At 67.1% G+C, this 20,564-nt stretch carries 16 protein-coding genes; 9 read left to right on the forward strand and 7 right to left on the reverse strand.

Annotated elements, in window-relative coordinates; genetic code table 11:
- Window positions 1–7: 7 nt before the first annotated feature.
- Genes HNV26_RS18740 through HNV26_RS18760 form a run of 5 tightly spaced genes read left to right on the forward strand, consistent with a single transcriptional unit; the run spans window position 8 to window position 7,113 of the window.
- A complete protein-coding gene (locus HNV26_RS18740) occupies window positions 8–475 on the forward strand; it encodes a c-type cytochrome (RefSeq protein WP_141618490.1) in 468 nt (155 codons plus the stop codon).
- Window positions 475–4,722 carry a PilC/PilY family type IV pilus protein gene (locus tag HNV26_RS18745; protein WP_171442720.1) on the forward strand — a complete coding sequence of 1,416 codons (4,248 nt, stop codon included), beginning with the start codon at window positions 475–477 and terminating at the stop codon, window positions 4,720–4,722. Before HNV26_RS18740 ends, HNV26_RS18745 begins: the two co-directional genes overlap by 1 nt.
- Complete coding sequence (locus HNV26_RS18750) at window positions 4,719–5,252, forward strand: type IV pilus modification PilV family protein (protein WP_171442719.1); 534 nt, start codon at window positions 4,719–4,721, stop codon at window positions 5,250–5,252. The genes HNV26_RS18745 and HNV26_RS18750 overlap by 4 nt, the downstream gene beginning before the upstream one ends.
- An 11-nt stretch (window positions 5,253–5,263) precedes the next feature.
- Entirely contained in the window at window positions 5,264–6,463 is a 1,200-nt protein-coding gene (locus tag HNV26_RS18755) for a PilW family protein (RefSeq protein ID WP_171442718.1), read from the forward strand.
- A gap of 2 nt (window positions 6,464–6,465) precedes the next feature.
- Window positions 6,466–7,113: a pilus assembly FimT family protein gene (locus HNV26_RS18760; RefSeq protein ID WP_171442717.1), complete on the forward strand. Its 648-nt coding sequence runs from the start codon at window positions 6,466–6,468 to the stop codon at window positions 7,111–7,113.
- Between the two features lie 71 nt (window positions 7,114–7,184).
- Here the strand turns inward: HNV26_RS18760 and ileS are convergent, their stop codons facing one another.
- A complete protein-coding gene (gene ileS, locus HNV26_RS18765) occupies window positions 7,185–10,085 on the reverse strand; it encodes an isoleucine--tRNA ligase (protein ID WP_171442716.1) in 2,901 nt (966 codons plus the stop codon).
- Between the two features lie 125 nt (window positions 10,086–10,210).
- On the opposite strand from ileS, the gene HNV26_RS18770 reads away from it, so the two are divergent.
- Window positions 10,211–10,528 carry a hypothetical protein gene (locus HNV26_RS18770; RefSeq protein ID WP_171442715.1) on the forward strand — a complete coding sequence of 106 codons (318 nt, stop codon included), beginning with the start codon at window positions 10,211–10,213 and terminating at the stop codon, window positions 10,526–10,528.
- Between the two features lie 21 nt (window positions 10,529–10,549).
- Here the strand turns inward: HNV26_RS18770 and HNV26_RS18775 are convergent, their stop codons facing one another.
- The 5 genes from HNV26_RS18775 to HNV26_RS18795 all read right to left on the reverse strand — a co-directional run bounded on the left by HNV26_RS18775 (window position 10,550) and on the right by HNV26_RS18795 (window position 16,371).
- Entirely contained in the window at window positions 10,550–11,359 is an 810-nt protein-coding gene (locus HNV26_RS18775) for a hypothetical protein (protein WP_171442714.1), read from the reverse strand.
- Window positions 11,359–12,375 carry a TadE/TadG family type IV pilus assembly protein gene (locus HNV26_RS18780; protein ID WP_171442713.1) on the reverse strand — a complete coding sequence of 339 codons (1,017 nt, stop codon included), beginning with the start codon at window positions 12,373–12,375 and terminating at the stop codon, window positions 11,359–11,361. Before HNV26_RS18780 ends, HNV26_RS18775 begins: the two co-directional genes overlap by 1 nt.
- Window position 12,376: 1 nt before the next feature.
- Window positions 12,377–13,993, reverse strand: coding sequence for a pilus assembly protein TadG-related protein (locus HNV26_RS18785; protein ID WP_171442712.1), 1,617 nt, complete (start codon window positions 13,991–13,993; stop codon window positions 12,377–12,379).
- On the reverse strand, window positions 13,990–14,775 hold the full coding sequence (locus tag HNV26_RS18790) for a TadE/TadG family type IV pilus assembly protein (RefSeq protein WP_020478445.1): 786 nt from the start codon (window positions 14,773–14,775) through the stop codon (window positions 13,990–13,992). The genes HNV26_RS18785 and HNV26_RS18790 overlap by 4 nt, the downstream gene beginning before the upstream one ends.
- A 165-nt stretch (window positions 14,776–14,940) precedes the next feature.
- On the reverse strand, window positions 14,941–16,371 hold the full coding sequence (locus tag HNV26_RS18795; RefSeq protein ID WP_171442711.1) for a sigma 54-interacting transcriptional regulator: 1,431 nt from the start codon (window positions 16,369–16,371) through the stop codon (window positions 14,941–14,943).
- A gap of 78 nt (window positions 16,372–16,449) precedes the next feature.
- On the opposite strand from HNV26_RS18795, the gene HNV26_RS18800 reads away from it, so the two are divergent.
- Both HNV26_RS18800 and HNV26_RS18805 read left to right on the forward strand, forming a co-directional pair.
- Window positions 16,450–17,439: an ATP-grasp domain-containing protein gene (locus HNV26_RS18800; RefSeq protein WP_171442710.1), complete on the forward strand. Its 990-nt coding sequence runs from the start codon at window positions 16,450–16,452 to the stop codon at window positions 17,437–17,439.
- A 165-nt stretch (window positions 17,440–17,604) separates the two neighbouring features.
- Window positions 17,605–18,276: a DsbA family oxidoreductase gene (locus tag HNV26_RS18805; RefSeq protein ID WP_171442709.1), complete on the forward strand. Its 672-nt coding sequence runs from the start codon at window positions 17,605–17,607 to the stop codon at window positions 18,274–18,276.
- Between the two features lie 65 nt (window positions 18,277–18,341).
- Here HNV26_RS18805 and HNV26_RS18810 read toward each other — a convergent pair whose 3' ends face one another.
- Window positions 18,342–19,331, reverse strand: coding sequence for a hypothetical protein (locus HNV26_RS18810; RefSeq protein ID WP_171442708.1), 990 nt, complete (start codon window positions 19,329–19,331; stop codon window positions 18,342–18,344).
- 235 nt (window positions 19,332–19,566) lie between these two features.
- On the opposite strand from HNV26_RS18810, the gene HNV26_RS18815 reads away from it, so the two are divergent.
- Window positions 19,567–20,564, forward strand: a 998-nt coding sequence (locus HNV26_RS18815; RefSeq protein ID WP_171452843.1) for a hypothetical protein, incomplete at its 3' end; no start/stop codon positions are given.

The raw sequence follows: 20,564 nt of genomic DNA on the forward strand, positions 1-20,564 counted from the left end.
CCTCCCAATGAAACGACTCTCCCTGTTGTCGCTTCTGCTCCTGCCGGGCTTGGCCGCTGGCGCGACGGATGAAGGCAAGCTCGCCTTCGACAAGGCCTGCGCCGGCTGCCACACCATCACCCCGCAGTCTCAGAGCAGCGGAAAGACAGCGACCGCGGCGAAAGCGGCGCCTGCGAAGCAGCGCGGCCGCAGCATCGACCTGGGCCCGCTGATTCCGAAGCGAACGCCCGAACAACTGCGCACCTGGATTGCGGGGCCCACCCAGGTCAACCCCAAGACGAGTTGCGACACGCGCCTGGTTCGCGTGGATGACCGGGACCTGCTCCTCAACCACTTGGCGCTCAGCATCCATCCGCCGCCCCCGTCACGCGAAGAACTGCTGCGTCAACAGTTCCAGCAAGACCTCGCAACTCGCCGTGCGCACCAGCAACGCAAGGCGAATGACCCGTCCCGCCGTTCACAGGGAAAGAAGTGATGCGCACCCTCCCCCAGATGCTCGCGGCGTTCGCCCTGCTGACCGCGCCGCTTGCCCATGCCCAGACCGGTTCGGAAACGCCGGCCAAGCTGTGTGAAGACCAGCTCGACCAGAACAAGCAGCCCGAGTTCAGCGACGAGAACCTGGAGATTCAGGAGTCGAGCATTCTCATCACCGAGGAGAATCCGGCCCGGCTCCAGCTCAACACCAACCTCACGGCACTGAACGCCGAGCGGATCTTCTTCCCGTTCGACCAGAACGTCACTATCAGCTACGTGTACGAGTCCGCCGGCGCCTCGCACTCGCTGGGCTACATGTACATGGATGACCTCCGCGATCGGGGGTACGTCGACGCCAACGGCAACCTGCTCGACACCAACGAGAACGGTGTCCTGGACCTGCACGAGGACCTGTTCAACCTCGCGCCCCAGTACGGTCCCAAGGCCCGGCCCTACGTTGGCCAGACCCGTCGCTGCACGCGCCAGTTCACGTCAGGCGGCGAGCAGTACAGCGAGCCCGAGCTCGCGATGAACGTGAACTGCGACGTTACCTTCCAGCATGACATCAACCTCGCGGATGCCCGGCCTGGCCTCGGCGGCGAGTGGAACCGAACGGACCAGGTGGGAGCCTTCGCCTCGGGCACCATCACCAACAACAATTTCTCGGACCGGGGACTCTTCGCCCACCTTCCCAACCTGCTTGAGCCCCCCTCGCCCAGCAACGGAAACATGGGCCTGGGACGGATGGTCTTCCTGCTCGCCGATGACGACTCCGGCCGGACCACCCACCGCAACCTGGCCCCGGTGCCGGACATCGGGGATTACTCCGAAGGCATCCCCGACTACAACGTGTCCGCGTACGACCCGCGAGGCCTGCTCCGCGCCGTCGACCCGGACCCCGGTCTGACGGCGTACGACCGGACCGTAGACCTGGGGATGATTCAGGGTGGCAAGGAAATCGTCTTCTTTGTCGCCGTCTACTACGAGAGCAACCACGGTCCCCGCGAGGGCTACGTCTATCCCTGCCTCAAGCAAGACCCTGATGGCCGGTGCGCGCTGCACCTGCGCACGTCCATCAACGTCTTCTTCTCCAAGGCGGATTGGAACCTGGACCAAAACCCCGAGGGAGGAACCGTCGTCGCCGAGCGAAACATCGGGTGTCAGTACCTGGAAGGCTGCAACCGGGACAATCCCGCCAGTACCCCGGGTCAGGCGTGCCGGGTCGCAGACACCAATGAGTACTACTGCGGCTGGCTGGACGGCCCGATCACCGAGTGGGGCACCACGCTGTACCGCCTCGCGAACGACGAGCTCTACGGCAACCTGGTGATGCCCATGGAGCGGGTGACGATTCCCAGACCCGCGGGCGTGCGCAACCCCATGCCTCACGTCATCGTCGGCGCCCCCACCACGGACCCCTTCCGCTGGATTCTGGGCTTCGAGGACATCCCGGGCGGCGGTGACCGCGACTTCAACGACGTGGTGTTCGTCGTCAACAAGCAGAACGGCGGCAGCATTCGCTCTGCCACGGTGTCTGGAGACCTGTCGCCTGACATCGCCAACGACTTCGTCATCACGAAGGTGCGCTTCAAGCGGCAGGATGACTACGCGCCCCAGCCGCGCACGTGCACTGGTGGCCCACCCTGCTTCACGGAGGAGATTCCCGGCGCCTGCACGCCCACGGATGGTCCTCGTCCCACCATCACCTATTCGTTGGCGGTGGACTGCCGCGTCTGCCAGCCCAACCCGGACACCGGGGAGATGGAGTGCGTCGCCAACCCGAACCCGCCCACGTGGTTCCCGGTGCACTTCCCCGACACGTCTCCGCCGACCCAGGAGGTGGAGTTGGACATCATGTCCATGGGATTCACCGGCTCTCAGCTCTGCTGGAAGGTGGACATCACCAGCCCCAGCGAACTGTGCCGTCCCATCATCGACGACGTCGAGGTGGGCTACCAGGCCGTCCGGGCCGGCAGCTACTCGCGCGCCTCACCGTCCACGCTGGGCAATGTCATCGTCTGGGGCGTGAACGAGACGCCGGGCAGCGCCTGGGGCGCGAATGGAACCTGGCCGGGCAACGGCATGCCCGCGCCCGGCACGCGCGCATATGACGGCAACAAGGACTTCACCATCCGGGGCAGGCTCTACTTCCGCTCGCTCTACGACCCGGAGAATCCGAGCGTCACCAACGCCGTCCAGCGATGGGATGCCGGCCGAGTGATGGCCCTCACCTTCGGCACGAATGGACACGCCTCCGACCCGCTCCAGCGCAAGCTGTACACGATGAACGCCGCTGGCAATCGCAGCACCATCTCCGAAGAGATGACGGACACCAGCAGCGCCAGCCCGCTCTTCCCCGACTGGCTCTGTGACCAGGAGCAGAACGGACGGTACCTCTACGACCTCAACAATGACGGAACATGCGGCACGCCCTCCATCACCGCGCCAGAAAAGCGCGTGACGGACCACACCAATGACCGCAACTTCCTGAAGGAGTGGCTGTACGGCTGGGAGGACCATTACGCTCCCGGGCCCGCGAATGAGCGGCGGCCGTGGGCCCTGGGTGGCATCAACATGTCCACCGTAGCCATCACCATGCCACCGTACCTCGACACCTGGGCATTGAATGCCCGCGCTGGCGAGCGAGACCTGTACCGCCGCAACTTCATGGAGCCGCTCTCCACGCGTCCGACCGTGGCCTACGTGGGCACCATGAATGGCTATCTGCACGCCTTCGAAGCGGGCGCGTTCCGCAACTCCACGCACGACGACTGCGCGCCCGGCACGCAGGTGCGCGGCTACTTCGACACGACCGCGAGCTGCGTCCCGGGCAACGTCACGCCCCGCGACTACGGCTCGGGCGCGGAGCGTTTCACGTACATGCCACGCATGCAGTTGGAGCGGTACCGCAACACCTACGTGCGCTTCAACGGTTCGGGCAACCTTCCCCGGCCCTCCATGGATGCCTCGCCCCAAGTCGCCAACGTGGACTTCGGCATCCCCGGACAGCCTGCCTGGACCCGCGCGACCTCCGCAAACAAGACGCAGGGTGCCAAGACGGTCCTGGTCAGCGCTTCCGGCAAGAACAGCCCTGCCGTCGTCGCGCTCGACATCACCCACCCCGATGATGCCTGGTACCCGCTGCCGCTCTGGGAGTTCAACCTGCGCGAGCCCAGCATCGAACTGGCGTTCTCCTCGGCGAAAATCGTGGACCCCACCGTGGACTTCCCCGACAACTCCGGCTCCAGTCATGCGCCGTCGATTGGCCGATTGACCTGGGGCTCGGGAACGGAAGGGAAGTGGACGGCCGTCGTGGGCACAGACTACGTGCCGACCTCCCCGAACCACGCCGGTGCCCTCTACCTCATCGACCTGAAGACGGGGCAGCCGCTCGACTTCGGCGCGACGCCCGGCGGCACCAGGGCCGGCATCATCACCCTGGACCGAGGCTCCGGCATCGCCGCGAGCACGGCGCTCATCGACCTCGACCGCGACGGGAACTACGACGTCATGTACGTGCCCACCACGGCAGGCAATGTCTACCGCATCAACCTGGATACGGTGAACCCGAGCGCGCCCCTTGGCCGCAAGGTGAAGACGTGCAAGGTGGCCAGTGCGCCGGTCACCCTGTCGGACCACCCGGATGCGGCAACGGGACAGGACTCCATCTACCAGCAAATCCACTCCAACCTCGGCGTGAGCATCGTCCGCAACAGCGGGTCCCCCGTGGTCCGCTTCTACTTCGGCACGGGTGACAATCCGGACGAGTTCTCCGACGGCCCTTCGAACAAGGACAGCTATCGCTACCACCTGCTCGGCTTCGAAGACACCGACCCCTCGGGCACGCGCCCGTGCGAGTTGCTCGAGCCTCTGTGGGTACAGCAGTTGGATCCAGGCCAGGCGGTGTGGGGTGGCGTGACGCTGGCGGGAGACAAAGTCTATGCAAGCACCGCGGTGGGTGCGGCGGCGGACGTCTGCAACCTGAGCGAGACCGAGAGCGGCAGGTTCTACGAGTCCGGTCAGCTTCCGGATGGAACCAGCGCCCCTGAGATGAAGAGCGTGGCGCTGGGTGGCCATGCGGTGAATGCACCGGTGGTGCATGACGGCCACCTCCTCATTCCCACGGCACTGGGCGAAGTGAGGGTCCAGGGTAGCGGCGAGTGGAACACCGGCAACGCCAACGGGGGCATGGCCCGCTCCAAGGTGCTCATCTACGCGCCCAGCCCGGACGGGAGGATTCAGCAGTGAAGTCCCTGAACAGGCGCCAGCACTCCAGGGGCATCACGCTCCTGGAGGTGCTGGCCACCATGGCCATCCTGCTGTTGGGCATCGGCGCGGCGATGCTGGTAGTGACCCAGACCAGCACCTCCAATCGTCGCAGCCTCAGCGCCACGCAGGCACAGCTCATCGCTGAGCAGGCGCTGGAGAACATCACGCTGCTGGGCTGCACGGTACAACCCCCGTGCATCAACCTGGTGGGCCTGGATGAAACCTACACCCTCTTTCAGACCAGTTCGGGGGAACTGCGTAACGCCCCTCATCCCAATCCGAAAGTCATCGCGCGTGAGTACCAGGTCGTCGTGGACGTGGATGTCCCCTCGCAGCTCGCCACCATCGAGCCAGGCTCCACGGTTCCAGCGGACCTGACGCGGAACCTTATTCCCGGGCAGGCAGGCACCACGGGGAACATCGCCCACGTCCGCGTCACCGTGAGCTGGCTGGAGCCAGGGCGGCGCGACCGGCAAGTAGTGATGCTCCAGACGAGGATGGCGCCGTGAGATTTTCTTCGATGCGGACTCAGCCCCGGATGCCGCGTGGCTTCACCTTGCTTGAGGTGATGATCGCGAGCGCTATCGGGCTCATCGTGCTTGGAGCAGGGCTGGTGGCGGCCATGCAGATGCAGCGTCGCTCCCACTTCGAGGAACAGACGATGCTGGCGCAGTCCACCGGCCGGGTGGTCAAGGAGCTGATTGCCGCGGACCTGCAGCGCGCCGGTACAGGCATGGGTAATGCGCGCATCGTCTTCAGCGACATGCGCACCCAGACGGCCATCCAGGTATGGACCGAGCCAGACCTCTCTGCGGTCGACGTGACGCGTCCCTTTCCCGCGGATCCCAACTTCGCACTGCCGCCCGCGGGCCCCTACGAGGAGTTCGTGTCGGACGTCCTGCAGCTCCACTGGGGCGATACACGTGGGATGGTGACGCTGGCCAACTGCGGCGCCACGGTGCGCTCAGGGGCGCAGGACTTCTGCACGACCCCCAATCCCTCCCCACGGCTTCAGCCCACCGTTACGCCCTCACTTCCCGCCTTCGCGGTGAATCCGAACCGACAGGTGGCGTGTCATCTCCGCGTCCTCAATGTGAACACGGGCGGCAACTCCGTCACGGCCGATCCTGGCTTCGGCACGGACCCCACGAACGCCCCTCCATGTGGCAACCCGGCCGACAACCTCTGGCGAGTTGACCGTCCAGACCAGGAGTCCTGGCGAATCATGCCGGCCCAGAGTGCGGCCTACCGGGTCAACTGGGCCAGCGGAACGCCTACGCTGGAGTATCTAGGCACGGGCGCGGCAGACTGGGTGGTTTTGAGCCGCGACGTGGAGAGCCTCAAGGTCCGGCTGGGCGTCATGAGCCACGTCCCACCACTGGGCTTCCGCTGGTTCCCCGATGTCGCAGCGGGCCTTCCGGAGCTTGATACCTGCACGATTGAAACCTGTGCCATCGACCAGCACCCGAGCGAACTGGTCGCCCCAGCGACAGACGACGAGCTGCGAACGCGGCTGCGGCAACGCATCCGCGAGGTGGAGGTCACCCTGGTGGTCCGCACGCCGCGGCAAGACCGGCACGCATTCAATCCAGATGCCCCCATCGAACTGGACCCGGAAGACCTTCCCATCGATGGCTTCAAGCGGCGCACCTTTACCTTCCGGGTGACACTCCGGAACTTCGCCGCGGGTGGCTTGCTTCCCGTTCCGGTGGGAAATTGAGCATGAAGCGCACACGAGGAATCACGCTGCTGGAGATGATGGTGACGGTGGCCATCGCCTCCATCCTGCTCTCCGCGGCGCTGGTGGGCATCCAGACACCCGTCGACCGCCAGCGGGAGAACGAGGCCACGCGCGAGTTGTGGGCCTCCACGCTCCGTGCCCGGCAGCGCGCCATCTCCACCAACCAGCCCGTGCGCATCGTCGTGGAGGAGAACGTCCCTCGCGGCGATGGAACCTCCCGCACGGTGGCCCGGTGGGAGCAGCTCCGGTGCGACAATGAATGGGACAACGCGACCTGCCCCGCGAACGGATGTGAGAACGCCACCTGCCGTGCCAACCCGGACTGCTGCAGCGAGGTGGGTCCGGACATCGTCATTCCCGTCTCCATGAACGCAGCTGCGATTCATGGGCTCTGCTACATGCCCGGCACCGGCCGTCCCGTGCGCCCGGGCGACCTGGGCTGCATGCGGGACTCGCTCGATGACCTGCCCGCGCTGGATGCCGCAGCCCCGGGCAACCTGCGCTTCGACTTCACATCGGGCCGCGCGCGCAGCCTCATCATGGTGGAGCCCCGGACGGGCTTGGCCAGCGTGCTGGACTGCAACTCCCAGGCGGCGATCGACCGCCCGGTGGCTGAGTGCGCGAACTGAGCTCGCGCCTCGCCTGAGAAGTTCCCCTCCCCGGACACACCCGCCGGGGAGGGCACCTCGAAGACGGCCCGCTACGCCGCCAGGGCCTCGCGGCACTTGAGGCAGACGTCGCCGCCCTGCCCCACCGCTTCCGAGTACGTCCAGCAGCGCGGGCACTTCTCGCCATGGGCCGGGAGCACCTCGGCCGTGACGCGGACGCCTTCGCCGAAGGCCTGCGCTACTTCCAGCGTCTGCGCCGCAGCCCCCTTCACGTCCGCCAGCTCCACCTGGCTGGTGATGAAGAGGCCCGGCAGCTCGGCCAGGTTCGCCTGGAGGAAGTCGCGCGCCGCGCCCTCCGCCGTTAGCACCACCCGCGCCTCCAGCGATGAGCCAATGCGCTTGTCCCGCCGCGCAGCCTCCAGCACGCCCTGTACCGCTCCGCGCACCGCGAAGAGCTTCGCGTAGCGCTCGGCCAGCGCCGGGTCCAACTTCGCGGACACCACCGGGAAGCCGCCCAGGAAGACGCTCTCCACCGGCTTGCCCGGCAGCGTCTGCCACGCCTCCTCCGCCGTGAAGCTCATCACCGGCGCCAGGAGGCGCAGCAGCACCGAGGCCACCTCGTACAGCACCGTCTGCGCGCCGCGCCGGGGCTGCCCGTCCGCGCGCCACGTGTAGAGCCGGTCCTTGAGGATGTCGAAGTACACCGCCGACAAGTCACCGGCGACGAAGTCCACCACCGTCGCGTAGACGAGGTGGAACTCGTAGTCCTCGTACGCCTTGCGCACCCGCACCACCACCTCCGCCAGCCGCCCCAACGCCCAGCGGTCCAACGGCAGCAACTCCGCCTCCGGCACCGCGTGCTTCGCCGGGTCGAAGTCGTAGAGGTTGCTCAGCGCATAGCGGACGGTGTTGCGAATCTTCCGGTAGCCTTCCGACAGGCCCTTCAGAATCTGGTCCGACAGCCGCACGTCATTGCGGTAGTCGCTGGCCGCCACCCACAGGCGCAGCACCTCCGCGCCGTACTGCTGGATGACCTTGTCCGGCGCCACCACGTTGCCGCGGCTCTTGGACATCTTCTCGCCCTGGCCATCCACCACGAAGCCGTGCGTGAGGCAGGCCTTGTACGGCGACATGTCGCGCGTGCCCACCGCCACCAGCATGGACGAATGGAACCAGCCGCGGTGCTGGTCGCTGCCCTCCAGGAAGAGGTCCGCCGGAATCCGCTGCCGCTTCTCCAGCACCGCGGAGAACATGCACGCCGAGTCGAACCACACGTCGAGGATGTCCGTCTCGCGGCGGAACTCTCCCTTGCCGCAGCGCGGGCACTGGAAGTCCGCGCCCAGGAAGTCCTTCACCGGCGTGCGGTACCACACGCCCACGCCCTCCTTCTCCACCGCCGCCGCCACCCGCTCCATCAACTCCGGCGACACCACGGCTTCCTCGCAGCCCTCGCAGTAGGCGATGCAGATGGGCACGCCCCACGTCCGCTGCCGGCTGATGGTCCAGTCCGGCCGCGTCTCCAGCATGCCGCGGATGCGGCTGTGCCCCCACGAGGGCACCCACTGCACCTTGTCCACCTGCTCCAGCACCACCTGGCGGAACGTCTGCGTCCCATGGAAGGGCGCGTCCATGGGGATGAACCACTGGTACGTCGCGCTCAGGATGACCGGATTGCGGCAGCGCCAGCAGTGCGGATACGTGTGCGCCACCGTGTCCGTGGCGCCGTTGAGCAGCGCGCCCTTCTCCACCAGCAACTGGATGACGACGGGGTTCGCCTCGAACACGCGCCGGCCTTCCAGCGCCGGCCCCACCGTGTCGTCGTAGCGGCCGTCCGGGCGCACGGGGTTGTAGATGTCCAACCCGTACTTCAGGCCGACCTCATAGTCCTCCTGGCCGTGCCCCGGCGCGGTGTGCACCAGGCCCGTACCGGCCTCCAGCGTCACGTGCTCGCCCAGGAGGACGCGGCCCCGGCGCTCGTAGAACGGGTGCTGGTACGTCAGGTGCTCCAGCTCCTCGCCGCGCGCGTACGCCAGGATGCGCGACGGGTCCACCAACGCCGCCGCGGAGACCTCTCCGCCGGGCAGCTCCACGCGCTTCACCGCCAGCTCGTCCGCCTTCACCTCCGCCAGCACCTTGGGCAAGAGCTCCCGTGCGACGCAGATGACGCGCGTGCCCAGCTGGTAGAAGACGTACTCGAACTCCGGGTTGACGGCGACGGCCAGGTTGGACGGCAGCGTCCACGGCGTGGTCGTCCAGATGACGAAGGCCACGTCCTTGCCCTTCAGCGAAGGCACGCGCTCGGCCAGCTCCGCGCCGGCCTGGAAGGCCACGTACACGGAGGGCGAGGTGTGATTCTCATACTCCACCTCCGCCTCCGCCAGCGCCGTCTGGTCATACAAGCACCAGTACACGGGCTTCTTGCGGCGGTAGAGCATGCCGCGCCTGGCGAACGCGGCCAGCTCGCGAATCTCCTGGGCCTCGTAGGTGAAGTCGAGCGTCTTGTACGGCTGCTCCCACGAGCCGAACACACCCAGGCGCTGGAACTCCGCCTTCTGGATGTCGACGAACTCCAGCGCATAGGCGCGGCACGCCTCCAGGAATGCGTCCCGAGACAGCGTGCGCTTGTCGACTTTCTTGTCCTTCAGCCGCTTCTCGACGGCCTGCTCAATCGGGAGCCCGTGCGTGTCCCAGCCGGGGATGAAGTCACACCGGCGGCCGGACATGTTCCGGTACTTCACCACGATGTCCTTGAGGACCTTGTTGAGCGCGTGGCCCGCGTGCAGGTGGCCGTTGGCGTAGGGCGGACCATCAGGCAGGACGAAGGGCTCCGCGTCCGCGTTCTGCTCCAGAATCTTCCCCCAAATCCCCCGCTCCGCCCACCAGCCGAGCATGCGCGGCTCGAGCTGCGCCAGGTTTCCCTTCATGGGGAAATCCGTGCGCGGCAGGTTGACCGAGTCCTTGAAGTCCTTTTCCTTCGGGGGCGTGTCGCTCATGTCAACAGCGGCCGTAACACGCGGCCCCCAGGGCTTCAATGCGCGCAATCCCCACGCTATGCTGGACAGCCAGGCAAGGAGGAACCAGTCAGCCCCTCCGCCCAACACCTCTGCGAGGACTGACGATGAAGAACCTTGGACTGATGCTCTTCCCACTCACGGTCCTGCTCCTGACAGGCTCCGTCGAGGCCGCGTCGCCCATCCCGGGAGCGGAGGCGCCGGTCAGCATTGGCCAGGCCAGCGACACCTCGTCCGTCAAGGACGAGGATGGCAATGACATCGAGCTGCCCAAGCACGATGCCAAGCAAACCCAATGCATCGCGAAGTGCCAGGAGCCTGTCGCGAAGTGCATCAGCGGGTGTGAAGGGGAAGACCGTAAATGCCAGCTGCGCTGTGCGCAGACCATGGAGCGCTGCGCCCGAAAGTGCGGCGTCCAGCTCTGACGGGGCGGGGCCCCCGGGGCCTCACTTCGGCTGCACCCCCAGCTTGCGATAGAGCCCGACCATCAGCATGTCGCCTTCGGGCTGAGTGCGGATGGTCAGTTGCTCCGTGCCTCGCTGAAACACACCGGGCTGCTCCGGGTCCTCGACAAAGCCCGCCCGGGTCAACTCGACCTGATAGAACTCCCGGACCTCCGCGGACGTGGCCTTCACGGCGTACATGGCCATCTGCGAGCCTTCCAGATTGGACCGCGTCACCTGCTCGGCGCCAGCCATCATCGGTGCCCAGTCCAGCTGAATGCTGCCTCCCGGGGTGTACTTGGACACATCGGAGGTCCCCAGAATCAACGTGACGGTGTTGTCCTGGTTCTTCTGGAAGATGACCGTGTAGGCCGTGAGCGTCTCGGTATCCAGCGCCGTGAGCATGGGCTCGGCAATCGGTGAGTTGAGCGCCTCCGGCGAAGAGGAGATGAAGAGCCCCGCGGCCCGGAAGCGGTCCACCATGTGCTGGATGAGCGGGTCCATCTGCCAGGACGAGCGCGCGAGCTGAAGGTGCATGGGCACACCATCCGTCACCTGGAGCCCGGGAGACTCCACCCAGGCGGTCACGGCGGGGATGTCCCAGCGGAAGGACGGGCGAGCCGGTGGCGTGCCTGCGTCCTGCTCGGGCGCCGGCGCGGGCTTGGCGCCAGCGGCCGGAGCCTTCTTGGGAGGAGCCTTTCCCGCCTTCGCTTCCGCCGAGGGACGCACCTTCGGGTCAGCGGGCTTCGACGTTTCAGCCAGCCCCACGGAGGGCGCCGTCGCGAGCGCCACACACATCAGCCACACGCGCATCAGGGACACTCATTCCCCAGGAAGCACGAGTCCCGGCGACCATAGGAGACGGGGTACGGAATGGCCTGCCAGTTGAGCCCCGGAGGCAACAAGCCCGGGGACGTGGGCCAACCCTTGAACCCCATGGTCGCCAGGCCGCCCATGGAGTCAGCGGGCAGCGGCTGACCGAAGAAGGCCTCCTCTCCCACGGCGCTCATCCAGAACATGTTCTCCGCGCCAAAGAAGAAGGGCAGCGGCAGCCCACCGACAACCGTCTGCGCCAGACGGCTCGCCGAGAAGTCCGGTCCAAAGGCATTCACCATCAGGCTGACGCCATAGACGCTGGAAGCCATGCCCCAGTACGGCAGGTTCAAGGGGCAGGGGGCGGGAATATCGGGAATGATGGGGCACGAGCCGGACTCACCCGAGCCCGTCAGTCCCCAGTCATCCAGCATGCTGGTCAGACGGCCTGTGCAGTTGCCGCCCTGGGCGCGCCCCATGGCACACACGCGAATGGGGAGCATCTCGTAGTGCTCCGCCTGGAAGAAGCCCCCCGAGTCCCGCTGGGCGACCCGCTGAGGAATCCGGAAGGCCGTGAGGTCCGCCTGCGCGGTACAGGAGATGCCGCCGCCATCGCGGTAGGCAACCGACGTGAAGACGGGATGCGGGTCGAAGGTCGGACCGCCCTGGGTACACGACACCTGCATCCCCTCCGTCCGGGTCAACGCGAGCGTGATGACGCCCGCGCTGTTGGTGGACGTGCGGCTGTCGAAGTCCCGGTAGCGCATGGCGGCGTCCTGCCCCGCGCGCTCCGCCGCCGCGGAAGACGGCGATGAGTCATTGGGCCACTCATGCAGCTTGTGTCCCGGCGCCTCCAACATGGCGGAGTGCGCCGCTTCGGTCACCTTCACCGAAAGGAAGGACACCTCGGCGAAGTGGATGACGAAGAGGAGGATGGTGATGAAGACGAGCGAGCCGATGGCCATCTCCACCATCGCCTGGCCTCGCTGGGTGCGACGCGAAGAAGGCCTCTTCATGTCACGGCCCTCCCCTGTAGCCCTGTGCACGCAGGGCCTCATATGCCTCCGCCGCCCAGCCCACGCCGGCGCCGTTCAGCTCGTCCACGAAATCCTCCGCGCCGCTGGAGTCCACGGTGGCGGGGACCAGCGTCGCGCGCCAGTACGGATTGAGCAGATTGGGAGGCTCGCGCCAGTGCTCGCGCCGATGGTAGTAGGCCAACCCGGTGGACACCGCCGTCTGGCGGCTGATGTTCAACCCGCCGCCCGCCGGCCCCAGGACGAGCCCGCTGTTGTCGAACCCGCTGTCCGTTCCTCCGAACCGGAAGCGGAACAGCAGGTTCCAGGGGTCCGCCTGGGTGCCACGCACGGCATAGTCCCGCTGGATGACCGCGAAGTTCTTCGGCTGGCCCCAGTTGTCATCCTTGTCCATGACCTTGACGCCGTTGTAGTCGACGAACATGGGCCAGACGGACGGGCACCCCATCCGGTTGCGGCCATAACAGGTCCCCATGTTGTGACGCGTCTGCGCCGGCTCCTGGTCACCCGGTCCCAGGCTCGGAGACCAGCGGTGCCGGTCCCTGGAATCGCTCGAATCCGAGGCGATGAGCAGCGACGCCGCGACACCGACTCCAAAGGTCTGCGTGGGGCACGGGGACCGGCCACGGGCGAAGGTGACGAAGGCCATGCCATGGTCATCCGCGATGGAGTACGTGTCCGTCGTGCCCAGATACGTGCCATGAAGCGGCGTGCGGGCCCAGTAGGTGCTGCCATCCCCCTGAATCATCACCGTGTCCGGGGCAGTCAACCGCCGCTGGATACCCGCCGTGACGAGCATGTCATCGGTGGGGAAGATGCCACGGTTGGCGACGAAGCTGTGCCCCCGGCTGCCCATGGCCGCGTAGACGTGATGCCCATTGATGAGGTTGGGCCACGCCACGGCCCCCAGGTAGGGCGCCACCTCGCGGCGCGTCGTCGAGACACCGTCCACTCGGAGCTCACCCGCCCAGCGGCTGCCCGCGCTGGCGCTGTCGATGATGTCGTTCGCGGCGGACTGGTTGTTCAATTCGAGCATCATGCGCCCGTACTGGACGACCTGCCCCACGACGAACATCTGCTGCGCGGCCTGGCTGAGCCGCAACGCTCGCTGCGCGGCGGGCCGCTCGAGCTGATCCCACTGAGGAGCAATCTCCGTCCGGTCGTAGCGAGAGAGCGCGCTCTGGCTGCGGGTGATGTCCCGGACGCCCTGGATGGCGCACCTGCAGAAGCTGCTGCACCCCGAATAGGGAATGCAGCACGGCAACAACGCGATGTAGGGAAGCATCGCGATGGTGTAGGCATTCCGCGTGGCGCCAATCTGCGCGCGGTAGTAGCTGCTCCAGTCGATGAGGCTGTTCACCGCGGCCTTGGAGACCAGGTGGCCAATCTGCGCCCGGCTCATCAAGGCCATCTCGTTGAAGGCGCGCGCCGTCGTCGCCGCCTGGCTGTAGGCAGCGGCATCCGCCGCGGCCTGGACCTCCATCTTCTCCTTCACCTTGGAGCCAAACGACAACGTCAAGGTCACCAGCAGGGTGAGGAGCAACAGCGTCAAGGCGAACAGCACCAGCGTCTGTCCGCGGCTCAGTAGCTTGTGCGTCATAGTGCCTCGGGGGCAGGAGCGCAGTTCTGCGTCTGGAAGAAGCGCCGTTGCACCGGCGTCAACATCCGAAGGGAAGCGGAGGCGTGGATGGGGATGACGTACTGCTCGGAGTTCATCCGCCGCAGCGCCTCTTCACGAATCAACCCTTCCAGCCCCATGGACGGAGGGCCCTGGGTCCACCGGGCGCGTTGGGTCTGCATCAACGGGTTCTGGTTCGTGTAATCCCGCCAGCCCCAGCGCGCCATCGTCAACCGGGCGATGACCCAGTTGGCGAAGGGAATCTTGAGCGGAAACCAATAAACCAGCCGCGTTTCGAGCCGCACGATGCCCGCCGGATTGTCGAACTGGTCGAAGAGCGCGTCCTCGTTCGGCACCGCCGTGGCCAGCGGGCTGTCGCGGATGATCCACACGATGGCCCCAGTATGATTCCCGTCGGGCATCGACACCCGGTTGGCCCGCCCTGTCGCCCCGTTGTACTGGTTGTCGCGGCGGGCCGCGAAGGCGTTGGCCAGCTTCTGCCCCGGTGAGCCCCCCGCGCCGCCCAGGAACGAATAGTAGCTGGGCATCAGCGCGAGGATGGCCGCATGAGTCATGGCCTGACAGTCGCCGTGGTTGACGCTGCCCACCCGCGTCGCGCGAAAGGCGGCGTACTCCGCCAACAGCCGTCCCTGCAACATCAGGAAGAGCTGCAGCGTCCCCAAGATGAGGAACACCATCAAGGGGAGCGTCAGGGCGGACTCCACCATCGCCTGTCCGGATTCGCGTCTTCCGCTCGGGCGCATTGAATTCATGGCGGGCGTATGTTCCGGGAATTCAGTCCAGATCGGACATACGTCAACTTGACGGGACGTTCCTTGCATCGAGAACAGGAGAACACGGCTCTGCGACAAACGCGCTTTTCTGGCGTGAAACAACCGAGTGACAGCATCCACCAATGACTCATGGGGCTAACGTGACTTCATCCCCTTGGTGTCCAACTGGTACTTTTTCACCAGCCGCTCAATCGATTTCCGGTGGAGCCCACTCTCACGCGCGGCGCGAGACAGGTTTCCTTCGCAGCGCGTCAAAACGCTGGTGATGTATTCGCGCTCGAAGTTCTCCAGCAGCTGCTCCTTGGCGTTCTTGAAGGAGAGGTGCTCGTTGAAGGGCAGCGGCCCTTCGCGGACCTGTCCCCGCACGCGGGGCGGCAGGTGCGCGGGCTGAATCTCCTCGCCCTCACTGAAAGTCAGGACGTGAGACAACACGTTCATCAACTCACGCACGTTGCCGGGCCATGAATACGACATCAGCAGGCCCAGGGACTCCGCGGAGAAGCGCTTCTTGCCGTGCTTGCCCACCACTTCCGGGTCCGCGAGCGCGCGCTTGAGGATGAGGGGGATGTCGTCGCGGCGCTGTCGCAGCGGCGGCAGTTGGATGGTGATGACGGACAAGCGGAAGTAGAGGTCCTCGCGGAAGCCGCCGCCCTGAATCTCCTTCATCAGGTCGCGGTTGGTGGCGGCGATGACGCGGCAGTCCACCTCGATGACGTCGTTGCCGCCCACGCGCCGCACTTCATGGTTCTCCAGCACGCGCAGCAGCTTGGGCTGAAGGTCCAGCCGCAGCTCGCCCAGCTCATCCAGGAAGATGGTGCCCCCGTGCGCGCGCTCGAAGGCGCCAGGCCGGCTGCTCACCGCGCCGGTGAAGGCGCCCTTCTCATGGCCGAACAACTCGCTTTCGATGAGGTTGGGGGGAATGGCGCCGCAGTCCAGCACCTCCATGGGCCCCTTCGTGCGGCCGGACAGCTCATGGATGGCGCGTGCCACCAGCTCCTTCCCGGTGCCCGTCTCACCTTGGATGATGACGGACACCCCCATGGGGGCGATCTTCTTGATGAGGCCGAATATCTGCCGCATCTTCATGCTCTGCCCCACCATGCCGCACAGCTCGCCCTCGCGGTCGGGCTCGATGGTGACTTCCTCATCCAGTGGCGCGAAGGTCAGCACCGACGAGCCCGCGCGAATCTGCGAGCCCGGTGACAGGTAGGCCCGCTCGATGCGCCGGCCATCCAGGAAGGTGCCGTTGGTGGAGCCCAGGTCCACCAGCAGATAGCCGCGCTCGGTGAACTGGATTTCGAAGTGGTGACGGCTGGCGGTGCGGTCCTCCACCAGCACCAGGTCATTGCCTGGATGCGCGCCGCAGCGCAGCCGCTCCTTGTCGCTCACCACCGAGCGGCCGGTGTCCGGCCCGGAGGTGACGGCCAGGCGGCACTTGTGGAGCTTCACCGTGGTGCGCGGGTCCACCACGAGCGTTTCGCCCAACAACGGAGAGTGGTTCAGGTCTTGTCCGACGTCGCCGGGACTGGTGTGGATGTCGTCAGGGTGCAGAGGGGGAGCACTCATCTGCGCACGAGGATAGCAAAGGCCCCCCACGAGGCCCGCCCCTCGCGGGCGTCCGTGCTAGGCTCTCACGCCCCGCCCATGCCTCCGCGCAAAGTGAAGCCGAAGAAGGTCCCGGTCCTGCCCGGGACCCAGGCACCCGACCGTCCCGAACGGGCCCCACGGCGAGGGCACGCGAAGAAGACGGTCGTCATCCTGTCCCGCAAGCGCGCGCTGTACTCCACGCGGCGGCTGGTGGCCGCCATCCGCGCGCGGGGCCACCGCCCGTTGGTGCTGGACACGCTGCGCTGCTGCCTGCTGCTCGCGCAAGACGCGCCGCGCATGACGTACCGCGGCGTGGAGGTGCGCGGCGTGGACGTGGTGGTGCCGCGCATCGGCGCGTCCATCACCGCCTATGGCCTGGCGGTGGTGAACCACTTCGAGATGATGGGCGTGCCTGTCCTCAACCCGCCCACGTCCATCGCGCGCAGCCGCGACAAGCTGCGCGCGCTGCAGTACCTGTCGCGCTCCGGGCTCGACATCCCCCGCACCGTCATGGCGCACGACCGCAGCAACGTGCGCCGGCTGGTGGAGGAGGTCAACGGGCTGCCCGTCATCATCAAGCTCATCAAGGGCACCCAGGGCGTGGGCGTGATGATTGCCCACACGCTGCCGGAGGTGCAGACCATCCTCGACACCTTCTGGGACCTGGGACAGGAAATCGTGCTCCAGGAGTTCGTCGCGGAGAGCGAGGGACGGGACGTGCGGGCCCTCGTCGTGGGTGACCGCGTGGTGGGCGCCATGCGGCGCAAGGCCAAGTCCGGCGAGTTCCGCTCCAACATCCACCGCGGCGGCGAAGGGCAGGCAATCGAGCTGACCGCGCCCTACACGGAAGCAGCCGTGCGGGCCGCGCGCGTCGTCGGACTGGAGGTCGCGGGCGTGGACATGCTGGAGGGCCACGCCGGTCCCCGGTTGATGGAAATCAACTCCAGCCCGGGCTTCGAGGGCCTGGAGCGCGCCACGGGCATGGACATCGCGGGGGCCATCATCGACCACGCGCTGAAGTACGCCGAGGCGAAGAGCGCCGGGTGAGCGCGAACCCGGGCCACATGAGGTTGCTCGCCTGCTTTCGAGCAGACACACAGCCGGGGCAAGGCACCTTGCATGCTCCTCAGGAACTCAGGAATGCCTCCGTGGCCCGCGTGTCCTGAGGAGTTGGCAGCGACGCGGGTGGCCCTCTAATCTGGCGGCCCTCAAATGAAAACGCTGCACAAGCCGCTGCAGATCACCCTCTACCAGGACGTGCTGTGTTCCTGGTGCTACCTCGCCGACCTGCGCCTCGATGTCTTGCGCCAGGAGCTGGGCGAAGCCGTTCGCTGGAGCGTCAGGCCGTATCCGCTGCGCGTCCATGACGTGCTGCCCACGGCGCGCGAACAACGCGCGTTGGTGGAAGAGGTCGAGCGCGCACAGCGCGAACCGGATGCCGCCGCGCGCATGTTGTCCACGGACCTGTGGCTCGGGGGAGATCCACCGCGCACCAGCGTGCCGGCGTTGGCGGCGCTGGAAGCGGCGCGGCTGCAGGGCCCGCAGGCGCGCGCGTTCCTCGCCCGCGCCATGCAGCGCGCGGCGCTGGAGCAGGGCGTCAACGTGTCCCGCCCGGACGTGGTGTTCGAGCTGGCCTCGCGCGTGGGCCTGGCGATGAACGAATTCTCCGCGGCCTTCCGCTCGGAGGAGACGCGCCGCCTCATCCTCGACGAGCACCGGGATGCCACCCACCGTGGCGTGCGGGGCGTGCCCACGCTCGTCATCGGCGGCCGGTGGATGCTGTGCGGCCTGCGTGAGCTGGCCGAGTACCGCGAGCACATCCTCGCGTGCCTGGGCAAGGTGTCCGTGCCCCGCTCGGGTTCACCCGAGCGCGTGGTGCACTGAGGCGCCCCACCCTTCCGGAGGCCCTGCGCGCGACGGGCGCGCAAGGCCCCGTGTGGACGGGAAGCTCAGGCCTCTTCGGCGCCGCTGCTGAGCGCCATGACGAGCCCGGCCATCAGCACCTGCAAGAAACCCAGGGCGGGAATCACGGGCACGCAGCAGAGGAACACGCTCACCGTGGCGATCAAGCCCCCCAGCAGCACCGTTCCAATCATGGGCAGGCGCTGACCGCGCGAGTAGGCGAAGCAGCGGCGCAGCGTCTCCACGGCGCCGGGCGATTCCGTCCGGGCCAGCTCCGGCTGCATCAGGAGGAGCGGCGCGAGGAGCCAGCCGCCCGGGAAGACGTAGAGCGCGAAGGCCACGAGCCCCATCACCGCGAAGCCCGGCAACATGGGCGTCACGGCCGCGTCCAGCTCCGAGGAAGGCAGGTCCTTCAGCGCCACCAGCTCCGACCAGGACACGGTGCCAGTCGCCAGCCCCGCGCCCACCGCGCCCACCGCGATGAGCAACAGGAGCGGGAGCATCAACAGGAAGGACAGGAACAGCGTCCCCAGGTACGTGGGAATCTTGCCGAACTGGCTGAACATCCGCCCCAGGTCCGCGCGCCGGCCGCTGAGCACGTCCATGCTCATCCGGAGGAAGCCCAGCGTTATCCCGCCCTGGATGGCGTAGGAACCCATGATCCCGATGAAGAAGCCCAGGACGGTGATGACGGTGTTCCCCGTCGCGCCACCGACCATCGAGGAGACTTGCGAGATGACCTGCCCGGCGAAGGAGCCCGCCAGGAAGATGAGCACGCCGACACAGAGCATCACCCACTCGCGCTTGAACGCCCCCCAGGACAGGTCCATCAGCCCGGAGACGCTCCAGTTCTCGCGCGTCAGCGGAAAGGCCTGCCCCACGCCCTCGCGCTGACGGCAGGCCGGGCACCAGACTTGCGAGCCCCCCTCGCCGCAGGTGCGGCACATGAAGTTGCCGCAGCGGGAGCAGGTGCCCACCGCATCGAATCCCGGGTGGAGCGGACAGCTCGCGCCCGAAGTGAACTCAGTCTCCGCCATGGTGCGTCTCCCCTCGCGCCGCTGCTCACCTTTCCGGGACAGGCGGCACGCACATTTCCCCCTACACCACCCAGGCGGTGTCCACCAGAGGACGAAGGGCGTTATCCTGGGGCTGGCCGGGTGGACGAAAGCGGGACTGTACCCGGGCGTGAATTTTCTCCACGCCCGGCCGTCTTCCTCGCGTGGCCGCAAGGTGGACGGCCCGGCCGTCCACTCCGCCCAGGAGAGTCACCACATGCGCCGCCTGCTCGCCCTCGCCGTTCCGCTTGCCCTGATGATGGGCACTGGCTGTGTCGCCCACGTGCACGGGCCGGCGCGGCACCACGCCCCGGTTCAGGTCATCGAGTACAGCTATTCGAGCGACCACCCCATCCCCGATGACTTCGGCGGCGGCTGGTGCCCGTACTCGCACGTGCATGTCCACGACTACGAGCCGGCCACGACGTACTACGTCTACTCGGACAACGCGTACTACTACAGTGGCCCGTCGGTGGTCTGGTACTGGAACGACCACCCGCACGCGCACGGCGGCCTCTGCAACATGCACGGGCGCCACTCCCACGACTACTACCCGAGCACGGGCAGCATCTACCGCTACGAGCGCAACCGCGGCTACGTGTGGAGCCGCACGCACAGCGCTTCCGCGGGCTACGGCTACGTCCGCCCGACGACGCGCCCCTCCAACCGCCCCGTGGTGCCCGGCAACACGTACAGCGGCACCCGGCCGCCCCCGGGAGGTACGCGCTGGAGCACGCCGCGCGGTTCCAGCTCGGGCGACTACCACCGGCCGTCGCGTGGCCAGGGCAACAACTCCGGCAACGGCTGGGGCAGCCCTCCCGCGGGACGCTCCTCGAACAACGTCGCGCCCAGCAACAACTCCGGCAGCGGCTGGAACAGCCCTCCCGCGGGACGCTCCTCGAACAACGCCGCGTCGAAGGACGATGACTCGCGTGACAACAACAGCGGCAACCGCTGGGGCAGCGGCAACTCCAACAGCGGCGGCAACTCCAACAGCAGCGGCAACTCCAACAGCGGCGGCAACTCCAACAGCGGCAGCGGCTGGAACACGCGGGGAGGCAGCAGCAGCGGCTCCAGCAGCTCGGGCTCCAGCAACTCCAGCTCCAGCGGCAGCGGTTGGGGACGCGGTGGCGGCAGCTCCGGCAACAGCAACCGGAGCTCCAGCAGCAGCTCGGGCTCCAGCTCCAGCGGCGGGGGCTGGGGACGCGGGTCTGT

It is taken from the genome of Myxococcus xanthus (genome assembly GCF_013116825.1).
GTDB lineage: Bacteria > Myxococcota > Myxococcia > Myxococcales > Myxococcaceae > Myxococcus > Myxococcus xanthus_B.